Consider the following 17,920-nt stretch of genomic DNA (forward strand, 5'->3'; position numbering starts at 1 on the left):
GATATGTACAGAGCAGGAAGAGGTACGCATGCAGTTGGTCGTGCGCGGCACGTCCGCACCACTCGTCGGTGAACTCGACGTCCCGGTCTCGAAGTACCACGCGCACCGCGCGCTGGTGCTCGCGTCGCTGGCGAAGGGGACGAGCATCGTCTCCGGCATCAGCGCCACCCGTCAGGTCGAGTGGACCGTCGGCACGCTCCGCGCCCTCGGCGTCGACGTGAAGCGTCGCGGGGACGAGTACCACGTCACCGGGCTGGGCGGCCGGTACGCGGCCACCGACGTCGTCGACCACGGGTCCCGTGGCGCCGACGGCATCCTGAACATGGGGTCCTCCGGCACCACGCTCTACTTCATGACGGGTCTTGCGTCGCTCGCCGACAAGCCGATGACGCTCGCCGGCATGAAGTACTTCCAGCGCCGGCCCATCAAGGCACTGCTGACTTCCCTGACCCAGATGGGCATCGAGCTCGAGGCGACGAACGACTGCCCGCCCGTCACCGTCCAGCCGAAGCGCCCCCGCGGCGGTGACGTCACGATCGCCGGCACCCTGTCGCAGTGGGTCTCCGGCCTGCTGCTGGTGGCCCCGTTCGCCGAGCAGGAGACCCGGATCCACATCACCGGCGACCGGCTCAACGAGCAGCCCTACGTCGAACTGACCGTCCGGATGATGCGACAGTTCGGCCTGACGGTCGAGGTCTCCGACGACTGGCTCGAGTACCGGATCCCGGCGAACCAGCAGGCCTCCCCGCACGACTACGTCATCCCGCCGGACATCGGCTCCGCCGCGTTCGGCATCGCCGCGGCCGGCATCCGCGAGTCGAACCTGCTCCTGCGCGGCATGACGGCCTTCACCACCGCCGAGACCGACCACCCGGAGAGCGAGTTCCTCGACCTCGCGACGGCGATGGGCGTCCCGATGCGGATCGACGAGGAGACCGGGTTCGTGCGCATCGAGCACGACGGCTCCCCGCTGCGACCGCTCGACATCGACTGCCAGCCGATCCCCGATCTGCTGCCGGTGCTGTCGACCATGGCCACGTTCGCCGAGGGCACCACCCGGCTCTGGAACGTTGCCCACATCCGGTTGAAGGAGTCCGACCGTGTCGCCGCGATGCTGCAGCTCAACCGCATGGGCGGCCGGGCCGAGCAGGGTGCGGACGAGCTCCGCGTCACCGGCGTCGGGGCCGAGGGGCTCCACGGCGCGCAGATGTCGTCGTTCAACGACCACCGCGTGCTCATGTCGCTCGCCGTCGCCGCCTCGAAGGCGCGCGGCACCTCGGGGCTGACCTACCCGCGGGCCTACCGGATCTCGTACCCGACGTTCCTCGAGGCGATGAACTCCGTCGGCCTCGACATGGAGGTCGGCGACGCCCTCGCCGCGCAGATCGCTCGCGACGACCGGGCCGACGCGGCCGAGGCGGCCGAGATCGCCGACGCGCGCACCGACCTCGGCGAGCGCACCGACGGTGAGCGCGCCGACGGTGAGCGCACCGACGGTGAGCGGGCCGACGGTGCGCGCGCCGACGGCGAGCAGCAGCCGGCCGCGCCCACGAACCCGGAGCAGCTCGCGCTCGCCGGAGTCGACGCCGACCCCCTCGTGCTGAGCGAGAAGGTCCGTACCCTGGCGACGACCGATCCCGACGGCCTCGCGGTCATCGAGGTCGGCGGCGCAGCATCGGTGAACACCACGTGGCGGGAACTGCAGGACGAGGCCGACAAAGTCTCCGCGCTCCTGCTCGAGCTGGGGGTCCGCACGGGCGAGTCGGTCGCCATGCAGCTGCCGAACTGGCGCGAGTTCGTCTCCATCACCCTCGGGGCGATCCAGATCGGGGCGGTCGCGACGCCGATCATGCCGGTGTTCGGTCCGCGCGAGACGACGATGACGCTCGCCCGGTCCCGCGCCCGCGTGGTGTTCCTGCCGAACGTGTTCCGCAAGCGTCGGCCCGCGCTCGAGCTCCTCGACGTCATCGACGAGGCGAAGGCCCAGCAGCGCCGGCTGTCGGTCGAGCACGTCATCGTGCTCCGGTCCGAGGCACGCGGTCAGGCCGACGCCCCGACCAACCAGCCGCCGCTGCCCGCCGATGCCCTGGACCGGGTGGCCACGAGCGACTGGCACTGGCGCTACTTCGACAACGCCCTCGACGCCGTGCACGCGGACGTCGACGAGATCACCGCGCGTGCGCCGGGCCCCGACGACGTCTGCCAGTTGCTGTTCACGAGCGGCACGACGGGGGAGCCGAAGGGCGTGCAGCACCCGCACCGCACCCTCGGGCTGGCGACCGCCATGCACGTCGCGCAGTCGGGCTTGACGAGCACGGACCGGATCTACATCCCGTCGCCGCTCGCGCACCAGACCGGGTTCCTGTACGGCATGCTGCTGGCGTTCCGGCTCGGTGCGCCGCAGGTCATCCAGCCGGTGTGGGACGGCACCGTCGCGCTCGAGCAGGCGTTCGGCGTCGCGAAGGCGTCGTTCGTGCAGTGCGCGACCCCGTTCCTGACCGACCTCGTGGACCTGGTCGAAGCCGGTGCCGCCCAGCCCGAGTCGCTGCGGATCTTCGTGCCGACCGGTGCCGCCGTGCCGCGGGCCCTCGCCCAGCGGGCCGCGACGGTGCTCGGCACGGCCATCCTCGGCGCGTTCGGCACGAGCGAGACCTGCCTCGGCGCCCTGTCCAGCCCGAGCGACGACCCGGCGGCAGCGTACGGGCACGACGGTCGTGCGCTGCCGGGCATCCGGATCCGGATCGTCGACGACGAGGGCCACGAGCTCCCCGCCGACACCGAGGGCAACTTCGAGCTGCACTCGCCGACGATGTTCGACGGCTACCTCGACCGCCAGGACCTGACCGACGACGTCTTCACCGAGGACGGCTGGTACAAGACCGGCGACCTGGCGAAGGTCGACGCGAACGGCTTCCTGTCGATCACCGGTCGGATCAAGGACGTCATCAACCGTGGCGGCGAGAAGATCCCGGTCGTCGAGATCGAGAACCTGCTCTACCAGCACCCCCTGGTGACCGACGTGGCGATCGTCGCGATGCCGGATGCCCGACTCGGTGAGCGTGCCTGCGCGTTCGTGGTGCCGGCCGCCGGTGCCGAACGGCTCGACTTCGCGGCGATGCAGCAGGCGCTCGACAAGGCGGGCGTGAGCAAGTACTACTGGCCGGAGCGGCTCGAGTACATCGACGAACTGCCGCGCAACGCCGTCGGCAAGGTCCAGAAGAACGTCCTGCGCGAGCAGGCGGCCGCGCTCGTCGCGACGAAGGAGAACTGAGAGATGACGATGGTCACGGAGCCGGACACCGAGACGGCCTTCCAGCAGCTCAAGGCCGAGGTCACCGAGTGGGTCCGCGGCCGTGGTGAGGAGTGGGCCGACGAGATCGAGCGCACCGGCCAGGTCGCCCCGGAGCTCTTCCAGGAGCTCAAGGACAACGGGTGGCTGTCGCTCGCGGCGCCGACCGAGCTCGGCGGACGGGACATCCCGTTCTCGCGCTACCTCGAGATCATGGAGATCGTCTCCCGCTCGCACGCGTCGATCCGCATGCTCGTCCACGTCATCAACGGCACGTGGCGCGCCATGGCGCCGTACGCGACGCCCGAGCAGATCGAACAGGTCGTGAAGCCGAGCGTCGCGGGCGACAAGCTCGTCGCGTTCACCCTGACCGAGGCCACGGCCGGCACCGGCGCGGACATCCGCACCACCGTCCGCCGCGAGGGCGACACCTACGTGATGAACGGCGAGAAGCACCTCATCACGTTCGGCGTCAAGGCCGACTACTGGCTCATCGCGGCCCGCCTCGAGGGCACCACCGGCCAGGACGGCACGGTCGCGTTCCTCATGCCGAACTCCGGTCTGCCGGGTGCCGAGGTGATCGACGACTCCGACACCATGGGCATCCGCGGTACCGACCACGCGATCCTGCGCTTCACCGACGTGCCCGTGCCGGCCAGTGCGCTGCTCGGCGCCGAGGGCCAGGGGCTCGAGGTCGCGCTCGGCGGCTTCCTGCTGCCGAGTCGCGTGTCCGTCGCGATGAGCGCCGTCGGCCTCGCCGAGCGCGCGAACGAGCTCGCCGTCGAGTACGCGAACAAACGGGAGACCTTCGGCAAGCAGCTCTCCAGCCGCCAGGCGATCCAGTTCTACCTGGCCGAGAACTACGCCGACATCGCCGCAGCCCGCGCCCTGGTGCTCGAGGCCGCCCGCGCCTACGAAGAGGACCGCCCGGACGCCGGCACGCTGTCCAGCGCCTCGAAGATGGTCGCGGTCGACATGCTCGCCCGCGTCACCGACAAGGCCCTGCAGGTGCACGGCGGCCAGGGCTACTGGAAGCGCAACGCGATCGAGCGCGTCTACCGCGACGCGCGCGCGCAGCGCTTCGAAGAGGGCACCAACGAGATCCAGAAGCTGGTCGTCGGCCGCGCCGTCGTCACCGGCAAGGCCGGGTTCTAGACCACCACCACCCACCGGACGGGAGGCCCGTGGCAGGCCCGCCCCGCGCCTCCCGTCCTTCCCCACACACGTAGAGGACCGCAGTGACCGACACCACCAACGCACCCATCGCACTGATCACGGGCGCTTCGCGCGGCATCGGCCGCCTGCTCGCGCAGAAGCTCGGCCAGCGCGGCGTGACCGTCGTGGTCACGTACAAGGGCAACGCCGACCTGGCCGAGGAGTCGCTGGCCGACGTCAAGGCCGCCGGCGGCGACGGCATCACCGCGCAGGTCGACATCGAGCAGCCGGAGTCGATCGACGCCCTGTTCGACCTGGTACGGGACACCTACGGTCGCCTCGACTACTTCGTCGCGAACGCCGCTGCCAGCGCGTTCAAGCCGGTCAAGGAACTGAAGCTGCACCACCTGGACCGCAGCTACGCCACCAACGCCCGCTCGTTCGTGCTCGGGGCGCAGCGTGCCGCCGAGCTGATGGACCGCGGTGGGCGCATCGTCGTCGTGACCTCGTACGGATCGCTCCGCGCGTTCCCGACCTACGCCGCGCTCGGCGCCGCGAAGGCCATGAGCGAGTCGTACATGAAGTACATGGCGGTCGAGTTCGGTCCGCGCCAGATCACGGTGAACGCGGTCAACGGTGGTCTGATCGACACCGACTCGCTCGAGTACTTCTACACGAAGGTCCCCGGCCAGGCGCCGATCGACTCGGTGTTCGAGAAGCTCCCGCTGCAGCGCCCCGGCACCGCCGACGACATGGCGGACGCGGTGGACTTCCTGCTGTCCGACAAGGCCGGCTACATCACCGGCCAGGTGCTGTCGGTCGACGGCGGCCTGACCGTGATCGCCCCGCCGTTCTGGGCGGACACGACGTCGCCGCTGCGCGACGCGGTGCTCCCTCCGGCAGAGTAGGGGCATGAGCACCGTCGCCATGCCCGAGCTCGCCGTCGTCTCCTCGCCGTGGACCCTCGGCCCCCTGACCCTGCCCAACCGGGTCGTCATGGGGTCGATGCACACCGGACTCGAGGTGCACGACGACGGTGGGGCCGGCATGGCGGCGTTCTACCGCGAACGTGCCGCCGGCGGCGCCGCCTGCATCATCACCGGCGGCATCGCGGTGAACGACGAGGCCCGGGGCGGCCCCGACTTCGCCGTGTTCGGTGTCGGGGGAGCGGACGAGCGGTTCCGCGCCGCGGTCGACGCCGTGCACGACGAGGGCTCCACGATCCTCGCGCAGCTGTTCCACGCCGGGCGGTACGCGCTCGCCGCGGGGATGGTCGACCGGCACGGGGACCCCCAGCGCGTGGTGGCACCGTCGGCCCTGCCCTGGGCGGCCGCCCGTGGCGTGGTGCCGACCGAGCTGACGCCGGCCGAGATCGAGCGCACCATCGAGGACTTCGCCGCCGCGGCCCGGTCCGCGCGCGACATCGGGTTCGACGGCGTCGAGATCATGGCGTCCGAGGGGTACCTCATCAACCAGTTCCAGTCGCCGCTGACGAACCTGCGTGACGACGAGTGGGGCGGTTCTCCCGAACGCCGACGACGCTTCACGATCGCGGTGGTGTCGGCCGTGCGTGCCGCGGTGCCGGACCTCGCCGTGACGATCCGGCTCTCCGGCGCCGACCTGATGCCCGGTTCGTCGACCGAGGACGACGTCGACGCCCTGGTTCACGACCTGCTGCCGCTCGGGCTCGACGGCATCTCGGTGGGGATCGGCTGGCACGAGTCCCGCACGCCGACCGTGCAGGCCGCCGTGCCGCACGGTGCCTGGCTCGCCTACGCCGCGCGCATCGCCGGGGTCGTGCGCGCCTCGTCGTACCCAGACGTTCGGGTGATCGCGTCGAACCGGATGACCGACCTGCGCGACGGTGAGACCGTCCTCGCCGACGGAGCCATCGACGCCGTCGCGCTCGCCCGACCGTTCCTCGCCGACCCCGCGCTCGTGAACCGGTCGCTCGCGGGCCGGTTCGCCCTGGTGAACACGTGCATCGGCTGCAACCAGGCGTGCCTCGACCGCTCGATCATCGGCGCGCCGGTGTCCTGCCTGGTGAACCCGCGTGCCGCCCGCGAGGTCGCGTTCCCCGCGCGTCCGACCACCGACCCCAAGCGCGTCGACGTCGTCGGCGGGGGACCGGCTGGACTCGCCGCAGCCGTCGACGCCGCCCGACGCGGCCACCACGTCACCGTGTGGGAGGCCGCCGACCGGCTCGGCGGCCAGTTCGGCCTCGCCGCGCTCGTGCCCGGCAAGGAGGACTACGCCGCCACCGTGCGGGCTGCCCGCGCCGAACTCGACGAGCGGGGGGCCACGGTGCACCTCGGCCGCCCGGCGACGCCCGCGGACCTGGCGGACAGCGACGCCGTGGTGCTCGCCGCCGGGGTGGTCCCGCGCGACGTCGACGTCCCCGGTGCACACCTGCCGCACGTCCTGTCGTACGAGCATGCGCTGCGCGATGGCGTGCCGGCCGGCACCGTCGCGATCATCGGTGGCGGCGGCATCGGCGTCGACACCGCGGCGTTCCTGACCGAGTCGCCGGACGAGTCGGTCCGCGCCACCGAGTTCGCGGCGCGCTGGGACCTCGACGTCTCCGAGGAGCTCGTCGGTGACGTGCCCCAGCGGCTGCCCGCCGCGTCGCGCACGATCCGGCCGGGCTCCGACGTCACCGTGCTGCGCCGATCGGGCAAGTTCGGGCAGGGCGTCGGGATCACCTCGCGCTGGGTCGCCATCGGTCGCCTCCGTGACGCCGGGGTGCGCATGGTCGGTGGCGTGCAGGAGTACCTGCGCATCGAGCCCGGTGTCCTCTGGATCCGCGACGAGCACGGCGAGGAGCGCGCGATCCCGGCGGACAACGTCGTGGTCTGCGCCGGGCAGGAACGCGCGATCGACACCGAGGGTGACGTGCCTGACGAACTCGTGACGGGCCTCCAGGCCGCCGGTGTGCCGTTCGCCGTCGTCGGCGGCGCACGCGACGCACGGAGCGTGGACGCGGTCCGCGCGACGTCCGAGGCCCTCGAAGCGGTCCGGCGACTCGCGCCGTAGCGCGTCGGCTCGCATCGCGGCCCGGAATCTGTAAGAATGAACGGTCGAATCGCCGCAGCTCGACCCTCTATCCAGCTGTGAGCGATCTCTCTCGAGCTTTCACCGTGTGTGCCCCCACGCCCGCGGTTCCAGTTCAACCACAACGTAAGCAAACAGGAGCAATTGTGGCTGTCAAGATCCGTCTGAAGCGTCTCGGTAAGATCCGTGCGCCCTACTACCGCATCGTCGTCGCCGACTCGCGCACCAAGCGCGATGGTCGTGTCCTCGAGGAGATCGGTCAGTACCACCCGACCGAGGAGCCCTCGGTCATCAAGATCGAGTCCGAGCGTGCGCTCTACTGGCTCGGCGTCGGCGCGCAGCCGACCGAGCAGGTCGCGGCCCTCCTCAAGCTGACCGGCGACTGGGCCAAGTTCAAGGGCGAGAAGGACACCGCGTCCAAGGTCAAGGTCGCCGAGCCCAAGCAGGCCTTCCAGGTCGACTCCTCGAAGAAGGCCGTCCTCAAGCCGAAGTCGGAGAAGACGGCTCCCGCCGCCAAGACCGACGACGCCGAGACCGCCGACGAGACGACCGAGGCGTAGTCCTTGCTCGAATCCGCGCTGACGCACCTCGTCAAGGGGATCGTCGATCACCCTGACGACGTGCGCGTCGCCAGCTCCACCTCCCCGCGGGGCGAGGTCCTCGAGGTGCGCGTGCACCCCGAGGACCTCGGCCGCGTGATCGGTCGTGCCGGGCGGACCGCCAAGGCACTCCGCACCCTCGTCTCGGCCCTGGCCGACGGCAAGCGGGTGCGGGTCGACGTGGTCGACACCGATTCCTAGGGAGACGACCCAGCTCCGGGTGGGTCGAATCACGAAGGCACACGGGCTCAAGGGCGGCATCAAGCTCGAGCTCTACACCGACGACCCGGATCGTCGGTTCACCCCCGGTGCCACGTTCACGCTCCAGGTCCCCGACGACTCACCGTGGTCGGGCAAGACTCTCGAGCTGGACGAGCTCCGCTGGTACAACGGTCACCCCGTCGCGTTCTTCGCCGGGATCGACGACCGCACCGGCGCCGAGTCGCTCGCCCGGATCATCCTCTGGGTCGAACAGGACGCCGACGCCGAGACCGGCGAGGACGACGCCTGGTACGACCACCAGCTGGTCGGGCTGAAGGTGCTGCGCGACGGCGTCGAGGTCGGCACCGTCGCCCGCGTGGACCACATGCCGGCGCAGGACCTGCTCGCGATCGACACCCCGTCTCGCGGCGAGGTCCTCGTGCCGTTCGTCGCGGCGATCGTGCCCGCGGTCGACATCGCTGCCGGCACCGTCACGGTCACGCCGCCGCAGGGCCTGTTCGAGGACCCCGAGGACACATCACGTCCCGAGACGGTCACGGACTAGCAGCCGTGCGCATCGACATCGTCACGATCTTCCCGGAGTTCTTCTCCGTGCTGGACGTGTCCCTGCTCGGCAAGGCCCGCTCCGGTGGGCTGCTCGACCTGCACGTGCACGACCTGCGCTCCTGGACGACCGACCGGCACCGCACCGTCGACGACACCCCGTACGGCGGTGGCGCCGGCATGGTGATGAAGCCGGAACCGTGGGCGCAGGCGCTCGAAGCCCTGCTCCGGCCGGACGGCTCGTCGACCCTCGTGGTCCCGACACCCGCCGGCACACCGTTCACGCAGTCCATCGCCCGCTCGCTCGCCTCGACCTCCGACCACCTCGTGTTCGCCTGCGGGCGGTACGAGGGCATCGACGCCCGCGTCTTCGAGTGGGCGGCGTCACGCTGCTCGGTCGTCGAGCTCTCGCTCGGCGACTACGTGCTGAACGGTGGCGAGGTCGCGGCGATGGCCATGATCGAGGCCGTCGGGCGACTCGTCCCCGGCGTCGTCGGCAACCCCGAGTCCCTGGTCGAGGAGTCCCACGAGGACGGCCTGCTCGAGTACCCCTCGTACACGAAGCCCGCGTCCTGGCGCGACCACGACGTGCCCGAGGTGCTGCTCAGCGGCCACCACGGCAGGGTCGCCGCGTGGCGGCACGAGCAGCAGGTGGAGCGGACGCGGCGCGTCCGGCCGGACCTGCTGCCCGACTCGTAGCGCCTTCCTGCCTCCCCCCCCCCGAGACTCGGGCTGAGCGACAGTTCTAGCGGTCGCGATCGCGAGAACTGTCGCTGGGCATGAGACTCGGCTCCGCCGTTTCGGACTGGAGGCGCGGGGCGGGCCCGCACCGCGCCTCCAGTCCGTCAGGTGGTCGCGCCGGCGCGCTGGGCGCGACGCAGGGTCAGGACCTCGGGTCCGGCCTCGGTGACCGCCACCGTGTGCTCGACGTGCGCTGCGCGCGAGCCGTCGACGCTCCGCAGCGTCCAGCCGTCGTCGTCCTGGTACAGCTCGTCGGTGCCCTGCATGAGCCACGGCTCGATCGCGACCACCAGGCCCGGCCGGAGCTTCAGACCGCGACCGGGACGTCCGTCGTTCGGCACGTGCGGGTCCCCGTGCATCGTGCGACCGACTCCGTGCCCGCCGAACTGCAGGTTGACGCCGTAGCCCGCCCGCTTCGCCACGTGCCCGATCGCGTGCGACACGTCGCCGAGCTTGTTGCCGGGCGCAGCCTGCGCGATGCCAGCGGCCAGGGCGCGCTCGACGGTGTCGATGAGCGTCTGGTCCTCGTCGCGGGGCGTTCCGACCTGCACCGACACGGCCGAGTCCGCCACCCAGCCGTCGACGCTCGCGGCGAAGTCGAGGCTGACGAGGTCGCCGTCCTGCAGCACGTGGTCGAACGGCAGGCCGTGCAGCGCGGCGTCGTTCACCGAGGTGCACAGGTTCTTGCCGAACGGCGACTTGCCGAACGAGGGGTGGTAGTCGACGTAGCAGCTCTCGGCACCCCGGTCGGCGATCATCCGGGCGGCGACGCGGTCGAGCTCGAGCAGGTTCACGCCGACGTCGACGGTGTCGAGCAGTTCGTCGAGGACGTCGGCCACGAACCGACCGGCGGCGCGGAGGCCGTCGAGTTCCGTGGGGGTGCGCAGTTCGATCATGGGTCCATCCTCGCTGTTTTGCCCCCGGCGTTCCGTGTGGCAGTATGGATCGCTGTGCCCTGGCTGGACTCTGCCACGGGGGAGTCGCCGACACCGGGCACGCACCACCACTTCATCAGACATCGATCCGCGGCGACCCGTGTGCGTCCGCAGAGAGTAGAACAGCCATGAGCCAGCTCCTCGACAACGTCGACGCAGCATCGCTGCGGACCGACGTCCCGGATTTCCGCGCCGGTGACACCATCAAGGTGCACGTGAACATCGTGGAAGGCACGCGCTCGCGTATCCAGGTCTTCCAGGGTGTCGTCATCGGCCGCCAGGGCCACGGCATCGGCGAGACCTTCAAGGTCCGCAAGGTGAGCTTCCAGGTCGGCGTCGAGCGCTGGTTCCCGGTGCACTCGCCGATCATCGACCACATCGAGATCGTCACCAAGGGTGACGTCCGTCGCGCGAAGCTCTACTACCTGCGCGAACTGCGCGGCAAGGCGGCCCGCCGCAAGATCAAGGAGAAACGCGACGCCTGATCGCCTTCACAGTGAGCGTCCGCGAGCCGGACGCCGCTGCTGGCCCCTCGCCGATGTACGGTTGTGCATCGACGGGGGGCTTTCCCTTTGCGCCCGCTGAACCCGGGCGGGCACGTGTGAACGAGAGCGGAAATGACGGACACGACTGAGGAATCCGGGCGCAGACCCCGGCCCGAGAAGCAGCGCAACGGGGTCCTCACATTCCTCCGCGACCTCGTCATCATCTTCATCGCGGCGCTGCTCGTGTCGTTCTTGGTCAAGACGTTCCTGATCCGCTCGTTCTACATCCCGTCGGCGTCGATGGAGAACACGCTGCAGATCAACGACCGCGTGATCGTCAACGAACTCGTCCCGGGTGTCGTGGCGCTGAAACGCGGCGACGTCGTCGTGTTCAAGGACCCGGGTGGATGGCTCGCCGGGTCCGAGGTGCCGAGCGTCACGCCGGACACCCAGCCCGCCAAGGCGATCGACTGGGTCCTGACGCAGATCGGCCTCGGGACCGGTGACAGCGACGACCACCTCATCAAGCGAGTGATCGGTCTGCCGGGGGACAAGGTCTCCTGCTGCAACGACCTCGGGCAGATGTCCGTGAACGGCGTCCCGATCAAGGAGCCGTACCTCAAGCTGCCAGCCGGCGCTCCCGCCTCGGCGACCGACTTCTCCGTCACCGTGCCGAAGGGCACCATCTGGGTGATGGGCGACAACCGCAACGACTCCAAGGACTCCCGGTACAACGGGGACACACCGTCGAAGGGGTTCGTGCCGTTGTCCGACGTGACCGGCCGTGCGTTCGTGATCTCCTGGCCGACGAGCCGCTGGACGTGGCTCGACGACCACCCCGAGGTGTTCGCCGGGGTGGAGGAGCGCGACCAGTGACACCCGTCCGCCCCTCCCTCCGCGTCGAGAAGCGGCTGCTGGCCGACGGCCGTGTCACGGTCATCGGGATGGACGAGGTCGGACGCGGTGCGATCGCCGGTCCCGTCGGCGTGGGCGTCGCGGCCGTGACGATCGACGTCGGCCGGGTGCCGCAGGGTCTGGCTGACTCGAAGCTGCTGTCCGCAACCCGCCGGACGGACCTGGTCCCCGTCGTCACCCGGTGGGCACGCACGGCCGTCGGCATGGCGTCCGCCGAGTACGTCGACCGGCAGGGGATCGTCCCGGCGCTCGGAGCCGCGGGGGCGCAGGCGCTCGAGTCGCTGGTCGCCGACGGGCTGTCGCTCGACGGCGCAGTGGTCGTGCTGGACGGTTCGTTCGACTGGCTGACCCGTGCCGTCCCCACCTCGCTCCGTCCGACGACGGACCCGCTCGAGGTCGTCGTGCAGGTCAAGGCCGACCGGGACTGCGCCTCGGTCGCCGCAGCGTCGATCGTGGCGAAGGTCGCGCGGGACGCCCTGATGATCGCGGCGCACGACGAGGCACCCCACTACGCCTGGGCGTCGAACAAGGGCTACGGCTCGACCGCGCACTACGACGCCATCCGCGCGGTCGGGGCGCACGCGCTGCACCGGAAGTCGTGGTTGCACCAGGCGTCGAGCGTGTCACTGGACGGCTTCGACGCGCTCGTCAGCTGAGGCGCTGCGGTCGCCCCTGCCCGGCGGTGGCCTCAGCGGTCCTGCCGCGGCGGCGGCCCGTTCGGCGGCCCTCAAGGTTCCGAGATCTCGGCATCTCGGCGCACGCCCGGTGCCGCTGCGGAACCTCGGCAGAGCGCACGCGGCGTGTTGTGGAACCTCGGTGAGCTCGTTGGGGAGCGGCCGGCCTCGGTGCGTTCGCCCTTCACGTTCGCGGCGCTGGGGCACATGGCTGCGGGGTGGTCGCGCACTGGTGCGGCTGCCGCCGTAGACTGTGGGCGCAATGGATGAAGACGAATTCGACGACTACGACCGCGAGGTCGAGCTGGCCCTGTACCGCGAGTACCGCGACGTCGTGTCGCAGTTCCGCTACGTGGTCGAGACCGAGCGGCGTTTCTACCTGGCGAACGAGGTCGAACTCGTACGCCGGGACACCGAACACGATTTCTACTTCGAACTGACGATGAACGACGTCTGGGTGTGGGACGTCTACCGTTCCGACCGGTTCGTGAAGGGCGTCCGCGTCCTCACCTTCAAGGACGTGAATGTCGAAGAACTGACATCGCGAGAACTCGAACTGCCGAAGGAACTCGCACTCGACGAGTGATCGTCAATTCCGGTGCATTCGGTGAATCGCCGGTGATCGGTGACGTGCCGGAATTCCACGCGCTATTCTGGTCGGGATTTCCCGTCCAATGAACAGGAGCCGCGCATGGCACAGAAGGTCACCGTCCAGCTCGTCGACGACCTCGACGATTCCCCCATCACCACCGGTGAAGGTCGCACGGTCGAATTCGGTTTCGACGGCTCGTCGTACGAGATCGACCTGACGAACGACAACGTCGACAAGTTCCGCGAAGCGATCTCCGACTACATCGCCGCAGCGCGCAAGGTCTCCGGTCGTCGCACCGGCAGCACGGTGCCGAAGTCGACCCCGAAGCGCGGCAACTCCGAAGAGCTCGGCAAGATCCGCGAGTGGGCGAAGGAGAACGGCTACGAGGTCTCGACCCGTGGTCGCATCTCGACCCAGGTGCAGGAAGCGTACGCAGCCGCACACTGAGCCGCTGTCGACGAAGGACCCGGGTGATCGTGATCACCCGGGTCCTTCGTCATTCCTCCCCAAGGGCGATCGTCGTCGTCTGATTCCACAGAGCCGTCGTCGGCGCCCACCCACGCTGCCGTTCCCGCGATCGTTGCCGTGGAGGCAATGACATGGAACAGAAGCTGCATGATCGCCCCGGACGAACACTCCGGAACAGCCGCCTGGGGCGGTTCGGCGAGGACCAGGCCGTGGCGTGGTTGCACGAACGGGGATTCCGGGTCCTCGAGCGGAATTGGCGGTGTGCCCGGGGCGAGATCGACATCGTCGCGTGGGATTCCTGCACACTCGCGTTCATCGAGGTGAAGACGCGATCCGGTACGACGACGGGGCATCCGTTCGAGGCGATCACGGCGACGAAGCGCACCCGGATGCGACGACTCGTGGCCGAGTGGTTCGACGCCCATCCGGAGGTGTCGGCACGCGCGATCCGCATCGACGTCGTCGCGGTCCACGTCGACGGCCCCCGGGCGGTCGTGCACCACGTGGCGGGTGTGCTGTGACGGGCATCGGGCGCGCTGCGGCTGTCGCCCTGCTCGGCGTGACCGGGCGCCGGATCGAGGTCGAGGCCCACCTGACCAGCCAGCTGCCCGCCTTCAGCATCATCGGACTGCCGGACACCTCGCTCGGCGAGGCGCGCGAGCGGGTCCGTGCCGCCGCTGCGAACGCCGGGTGTCCGTTGCCGGCTCGCCGGATCACGGTGAACCTGACGCCGGCGGCGATCCCGAAACGGGGTTCCGGGTTCGACCTGGCGATCGCGATGGCCGTGCTCGCCGGCGCCGGACTCGCACCCGAGGTCAGTGAGCGGATCGTCTACATCGGGGAGCTCGGTCTGGATGGTCGGGTCCGACCGGTCGCCGGCGTCATCCCGATGCTGCTCGCCGCCCGCGACGCCGGGGCCGACCGGGTCGTGCTGCCGATCGGCAACCTGCCCGAGGCCCGCGTGGTCGACGGCGTGCGCAGCACCGGGGTCGACTCGCTCCGGGCCGCCGCGATCGACGCCGGCGCGCTGCTGCCGCCCGTCGAGGTCGACGCCGTACTACCGGTGCCGGTGCCCTCGGTCCAACGGCCGGTGGCCGAACTGTCGGACGTCGTCGGGAACCCGATCGGGGTGCGCGCCGTCGTCGCGGCGGCGGCCGGAGGGCACCACGCTCTCCTGCTCGGTCCGCCCGGTGCCGGCAAGACGATGCTCGCCGAGCGACTCCCCGGACTCCTGCCTGACCTCGACGACGCGACAGCGCTCGAGGTCGCCGCCGTCCGGTCCGTCGCCGGACTCGGGCCGGCGTCGTGGAGCACGAAGCCCCCGTGGGAGGCCCCGCACCACTCCGCGTCGGCGATCTCGCTGATCGGCGGCGGCTCCGGTGTGCTGCGACCCGGAGCAGTGTCGCGGGCGACCGGCGGCATCCTGTTCCTCGACGAAGCACCGGAGTTCCCCCGAGCGGTGCTCGACGCGCTCCGCCAACCGCTCGAGTCCGGTCGGATCACCATCCACCGGGCTGCGGGCGCCGCCGAGTTCCCGGCGCGGTGCCAGGTCGTGCTCGCTGCCAACCCCTGCCCGTGCGGCAACGCCGGCGGAGCGCACGGGCAGCCGTGTGAGTGTCCGCCGAGTGCGGTCCGGCGGTACCTCGGGCGGATGTCCGGACCGCTGCTCGACCGGATGGACATCCGGGTGCTCGTACCCCGGGTGACGACCGGGAAGATGCGCGGTGCCGACGGGAGCACCCCGACGACGGCCGAGGCCCGCGACGGTGTCGCCGCGGCCCGCGCTCGGATGGCCGAACGCCTCCGGGGCACCGGGTGGACGAAGAACGCCGAGGTCACCGGGGCCTGGCTGCGTGCGGACGGTCGGATCGAACCGGGTTCGACCACCGAGCTCGACCGGGCGCTCGACCTCGGCACCCTGACCATGCGCGGGTGGGACCGGGTGATGCGGCTCGCGTGGACCCTCGCCGACCTCGAAGCGGTCGACCGTCCGAGCAGAGCGCACGTCCGGGGCGCCCTCGCCCTGCGGAGCGCGCTGTGAGCGGCGTCGGGCCCGGCCACGGCAGCGAACTGCTCGCCGCGATCCGGCGGCTCCTCGGGACGGACGAAGCGTCGGATCCGGTCGAGACCGCTGCCCGCGTGGCGTGGTCCGTGATCGTGGAGCCGGGGGACTCCGTCGCCGGTGAACTCATGTCGGCCCTCGGGCCCAAGCGCGCCCTGGGGTCGGTCCTGCTCGCGGCCGACGGTGCGTTCGACGAGCTGCTCGAGCGCTGCGGGGAAGCGGGTGTGCCCGGTGCGGAGGACCCCGATGCGCTCGTTGGTGTGCTGCACACGGCCATCGACCGGTGGCGACCGCGCTTGGTCCGGTCCGACGTGGCCGACGTCGTCGCCTCGGCCGACGCCGTCGGGGCACGACTGCTCGTGCCCGGGTCCGCTGGGTGGCCGACGGCGATCGACGACCTCGGCCCCCACGCACCGCTCGTCCTCTGGATCCGCAGCGCCACGGCGGGTGTCGGCGACGGGGCCCCCGCCCTGGCCGTGGTCGGGTCACGGGCGAACACCGTCGCCGGGGCCGAAGCAGCCGCCGAGATCACCTCGGCCGCCGCGGACGTCGGCTGCACGATCGTCAGCGGCGGCGCCTACGGGATCGACGCGGTCGCACACCGGGTGGCGATCGCCGCGGGGGCCACGACGGTCGCGGTCCTGGCCGGGGGGATCGACCAGCTCTACCCCGCCGGCAACGTGCAGCTGCTCCACAACGTCGCTCGGCAGGGTGCCCTGGTGGCGGAGTCGGCACCGGGGACCCGTCCGACCCGGTGGCGTTTCCTGGCCCGGAACCGGTTGATCGCCGCCCTCGCCGACGCCGCCGTCGTCGTCGAGGCCGGCGCGCGGTCCGGTGCGCTCAACACCGCGCACCACGCCGGGCAGCTCGGTCGCCCGGTGTTCGCCGTCCCGGGGGCGTTCGCGTCCTCGGCGTCGGTCGGGTGCCACCGGCTCGTGGCACAGGGTCGGGCGCAGCTCGTCGTGCACCCGGGGGACCCGGTCGCCGCGATGCGTCCCGTGGCCGCGTCCGGTGCGTCCGCGGTTGCGGACGAACCCCTCGTGTCGGTCCAGCGCGATCCCGAGGTCGTCCGGGTCCTCGACGCGCTCGGCCGTCGTGCCCTGCCGGAGGCCGAGATCGCTCGACGGTCCGGGCTGTCAGGAGCCGACGTGGCGGATGCTCTCGCGCTCGCGCAACTGCAGGGGCTCGTGGCGCGCAGCAGCGGCGGGTGGGGCCGCGCATGACGTCGGCCAGCCGTACGCTGACGACGTGGCGGACCGAGCAGAGCAGAAGGAAGCGCGACTCGTGGCAGCGGTCGACTCGTTCCTCGGGCACGCTCGACACGCCAGGGGGCTCAGCGAGCAGACGCTCCGCGCGTACGCGAACGACCTCGACCAGTTCGTCGGGTTCGCCGCCCGACGCGGCGTCGTCGGCATCGACGCGGTCGACCTCGAACTCCTCCGTGACTGGTTGTGGGAAGCCGACCAGCGGGGGCTCGCACGGTCGACGATCGCCCGCCGGTCGTCGTCGGTGCGGGCGTTCACCCGGTGGGCGAGCGAGACCGGGGTGACCGCGACGGACGCCGGTGTGCGGCTCCGTGCGCCGAAGGGCGGTTCGCACCTGCCGCGGGTGGTGTCAGCCGACCAGGTTCGTCAGCTGCTCGACGGCCTCGCGGCCCGTGCAGCGACCGACGATCCCGGGGCGCTGCGGGACCTGGCGCTCGTGGAGCTGCTGTACGCCGCGGCCATCCGGGTGAGCGAGCTCGTCGGCATCGACGTCGCCGACGTCGATCGCGGGCGGCTCACGGTCCGCGTGCTCGGGAAGGGGGGGAAGGAACGGGTCGTTCCGTTCGGTGTCCCGGCCCGTGACGCACTCGAGGCGTGGACGTCGCGGGGGCGTCCGACCCTCGCGGCGCGGGCCGACGTACCGAGCACAGCACTGTTCCTCGGCGACCAGGGCGGCCGGCTCGGGGTGCGCAGTGCGTACCGCGTGGTGGCTCGCCTGCTCGGGGACCTCCCCGGCGAAGGGCCGAGCGGACCGCACACCTTCCGGCACACCGCGGCGACGCACCTGCTCGACGGGGGAGCGGACCTGCGGGCGGTCCAGGAACTGCTCGGGCACGCGAGCCTCGGGACGACGCAGATCTACACGCACGTGTCCTCGGCACGGCTGCGCGAGGTCTACCGGACCGCTCACCCGCGCGCCTGACG

At 71.1% G+C, this 17,920-nt stretch carries 18 protein-coding genes; 17 read left to right on the forward strand and 1 reads right to left on the reverse strand.

Going from position 1 to position 17,920, the window contains the following annotated elements; all coding sequences use genetic code 11:
• The first annotated feature begins 28 nt into the window (after nucleotides 1-28).
• The 8 genes from aroA (at nucleotide 29) to trmD (ending at nucleotide 9,558) form a co-directional block, all read left to right on the forward strand.
• On the forward strand, nucleotides 29-3,271 hold the full coding sequence (aroA, locus tag OGL88_RS11975; protein WP_263091509.1) for a 3-phosphoshikimate 1-carboxyvinyltransferase: 3,243 nt from the start codon (nucleotides 29-31) through the stop codon (nucleotides 3,269-3,271).
• 3 nt (nucleotides 3,272-3,274) lie between these two features.
• A complete protein-coding gene (locus OGL88_RS11980) occupies nucleotides 3,275-4,444 on the forward strand; it encodes an acyl-CoA dehydrogenase family protein (RefSeq protein WP_263091510.1) in 1,170 nt (389 codons plus the stop codon).
• A gap of 83 nt (nucleotides 4,445-4,527) precedes the next feature.
• A complete protein-coding gene (locus OGL88_RS11985) occupies nucleotides 4,528-5,352 on the forward strand; it encodes an SDR family oxidoreductase (protein WP_263091511.1) in 825 nt (274 codons plus the stop codon).
• Nucleotides 5,353-5,356: 4 nt separating this feature from the next.
• Nucleotides 5,357-7,477 carry an oxidoreductase gene (locus tag OGL88_RS11990; RefSeq protein WP_263091512.1) on the forward strand — a complete coding sequence of 707 codons (2,121 nt, stop codon included), beginning with the start codon at nucleotides 5,357-5,359 and terminating at the stop codon, nucleotides 7,475-7,477.
• Between the two features lie 164 nt (nucleotides 7,478-7,641).
• Nucleotides 7,642-8,055, forward strand: coding sequence for a 30S ribosomal protein S16 (gene rpsP / locus OGL88_RS11995; RefSeq protein ID WP_111086066.1), 414 nt, complete (start codon nucleotides 7,642-7,644; stop codon nucleotides 8,053-8,055).
• 3 nt (nucleotides 8,056-8,058) lie between these two features.
• Nucleotides 8,059-8,295: an RNA-binding protein gene (locus tag OGL88_RS12000; protein ID WP_111086067.1), complete on the forward strand. Its 237-nt coding sequence runs from the start codon at nucleotides 8,059-8,061 to the stop codon at nucleotides 8,293-8,295.
• A 19-nt stretch (nucleotides 8,296-8,314) separates the two neighbouring features.
• A complete protein-coding gene (gene rimM / locus OGL88_RS12005) occupies nucleotides 8,315-8,860 on the forward strand; it encodes a ribosome maturation factor RimM (RefSeq protein WP_194651726.1) in 546 nt (181 codons plus the stop codon).
• A gap of 5 nt (nucleotides 8,861-8,865) precedes the next feature.
• Nucleotides 8,866-9,558: a tRNA (guanosine(37)-N1)-methyltransferase TrmD gene (trmD, locus tag OGL88_RS12010; protein ID WP_205462607.1), complete on the forward strand. Its 693-nt coding sequence runs from the start codon at nucleotides 8,866-8,868 to the stop codon at nucleotides 9,556-9,558.
• A 146-nt stretch (nucleotides 9,559-9,704) separates the two neighbouring features.
• Here trmD and map read toward each other — a convergent pair whose 3' ends face one another.
• Nucleotides 9,705-10,496 carry a type I methionyl aminopeptidase gene (map, locus tag OGL88_RS12015; RefSeq protein WP_263091513.1) on the reverse strand — a complete coding sequence of 264 codons (792 nt, stop codon included), beginning with the start codon at nucleotides 10,494-10,496 and terminating at the stop codon, nucleotides 9,705-9,707.
• 167 nt (nucleotides 10,497-10,663) lie between these two features.
• On the opposite strand from map, the gene rplS reads away from it, so the two are divergent.
• The 9 genes from rplS to OGL88_RS12060 all read left to right on the forward strand — a co-directional run bounded on the left by rplS (nucleotide 10,664) and on the right by OGL88_RS12060 (nucleotide 17,918).
• Nucleotides 10,664-11,020 (forward strand): 50S ribosomal protein L19, encoded by a 357-nt coding sequence (gene rplS, locus OGL88_RS12020; protein ID WP_123339832.1) that lies wholly within the window; start codon nucleotides 10,664-10,666, stop codon nucleotides 11,018-11,020.
• Nucleotides 11,021-11,152: 132 nt separating this feature from the next.
• The gene (gene lepB, locus OGL88_RS12025) at nucleotides 11,153-11,896 is read left to right on the forward strand and encodes a signal peptidase I (protein WP_205462605.1); all 744 of its coding nucleotides are present in this window, start codon (nucleotides 11,153-11,155) and stop codon (nucleotides 11,894-11,896) included.
• Entirely contained in the window at nucleotides 11,893-12,591 is a 699-nt protein-coding gene (locus tag OGL88_RS12030; RefSeq protein ID WP_263091514.1) for a ribonuclease HII, read from the forward strand. Before lepB ends, OGL88_RS12030 begins: the two co-directional genes overlap by 4 nt.
• A gap of 280 nt (nucleotides 12,592-12,871) precedes the next feature.
• Entirely contained in the window at nucleotides 12,872-13,195 is a 324-nt protein-coding gene (locus tag OGL88_RS12035) for a DUF2469 family protein (protein ID WP_111086072.1), read from the forward strand.
• Between the two features lie 105 nt (nucleotides 13,196-13,300).
• Complete coding sequence (locus OGL88_RS12040; RefSeq protein WP_263091516.1) at nucleotides 13,301-13,648, forward strand: histone-like nucleoid-structuring protein Lsr2; 348 nt, start codon at nucleotides 13,301-13,303, stop codon at nucleotides 13,646-13,648.
• 152 nt (nucleotides 13,649-13,800) lie between these two features.
• Nucleotides 13,801-14,190: a YraN family protein gene (locus OGL88_RS12045; RefSeq protein ID WP_263091517.1), complete on the forward strand. Its 390-nt coding sequence runs from the start codon at nucleotides 13,801-13,803 to the stop codon at nucleotides 14,188-14,190.
• Complete coding sequence (locus OGL88_RS12050) at nucleotides 14,187-15,710, forward strand: YifB family Mg chelatase-like AAA ATPase (protein ID WP_263091518.1); 1,524 nt, start codon at nucleotides 14,187-14,189, stop codon at nucleotides 15,708-15,710. Before OGL88_RS12045 ends, OGL88_RS12050 begins: the two co-directional genes overlap by 4 nt.
• The gene (dprA, locus tag OGL88_RS12055; RefSeq protein WP_263091519.1) at nucleotides 15,707-16,954 is read left to right on the forward strand and encodes a DNA-processing protein DprA; all 1,248 of its coding nucleotides are present in this window, start codon (nucleotides 15,707-15,709) and stop codon (nucleotides 16,952-16,954) included. The genes OGL88_RS12050 and dprA overlap by 4 nt, the downstream gene beginning before the upstream one ends.
• Before the next feature lie 25 nt (nucleotides 16,955-16,979).
• A complete protein-coding gene (locus tag OGL88_RS12060) occupies nucleotides 16,980-17,918 on the forward strand; it encodes a tyrosine recombinase XerC (RefSeq protein WP_263091520.1) in 939 nt (312 codons plus the stop codon).
• The last annotated feature ends 2 nt before the right edge of the window (nucleotides 17,919-17,920 follow it).

The sequence above is a fragment of the Curtobacterium sp. RIT-PI-V genome, assembly GCF_025642935.1.
Classification (GTDB): Bacteria; Actinomycetota; Actinomycetes; order Actinomycetales; family Microbacteriaceae; genus Curtobacterium.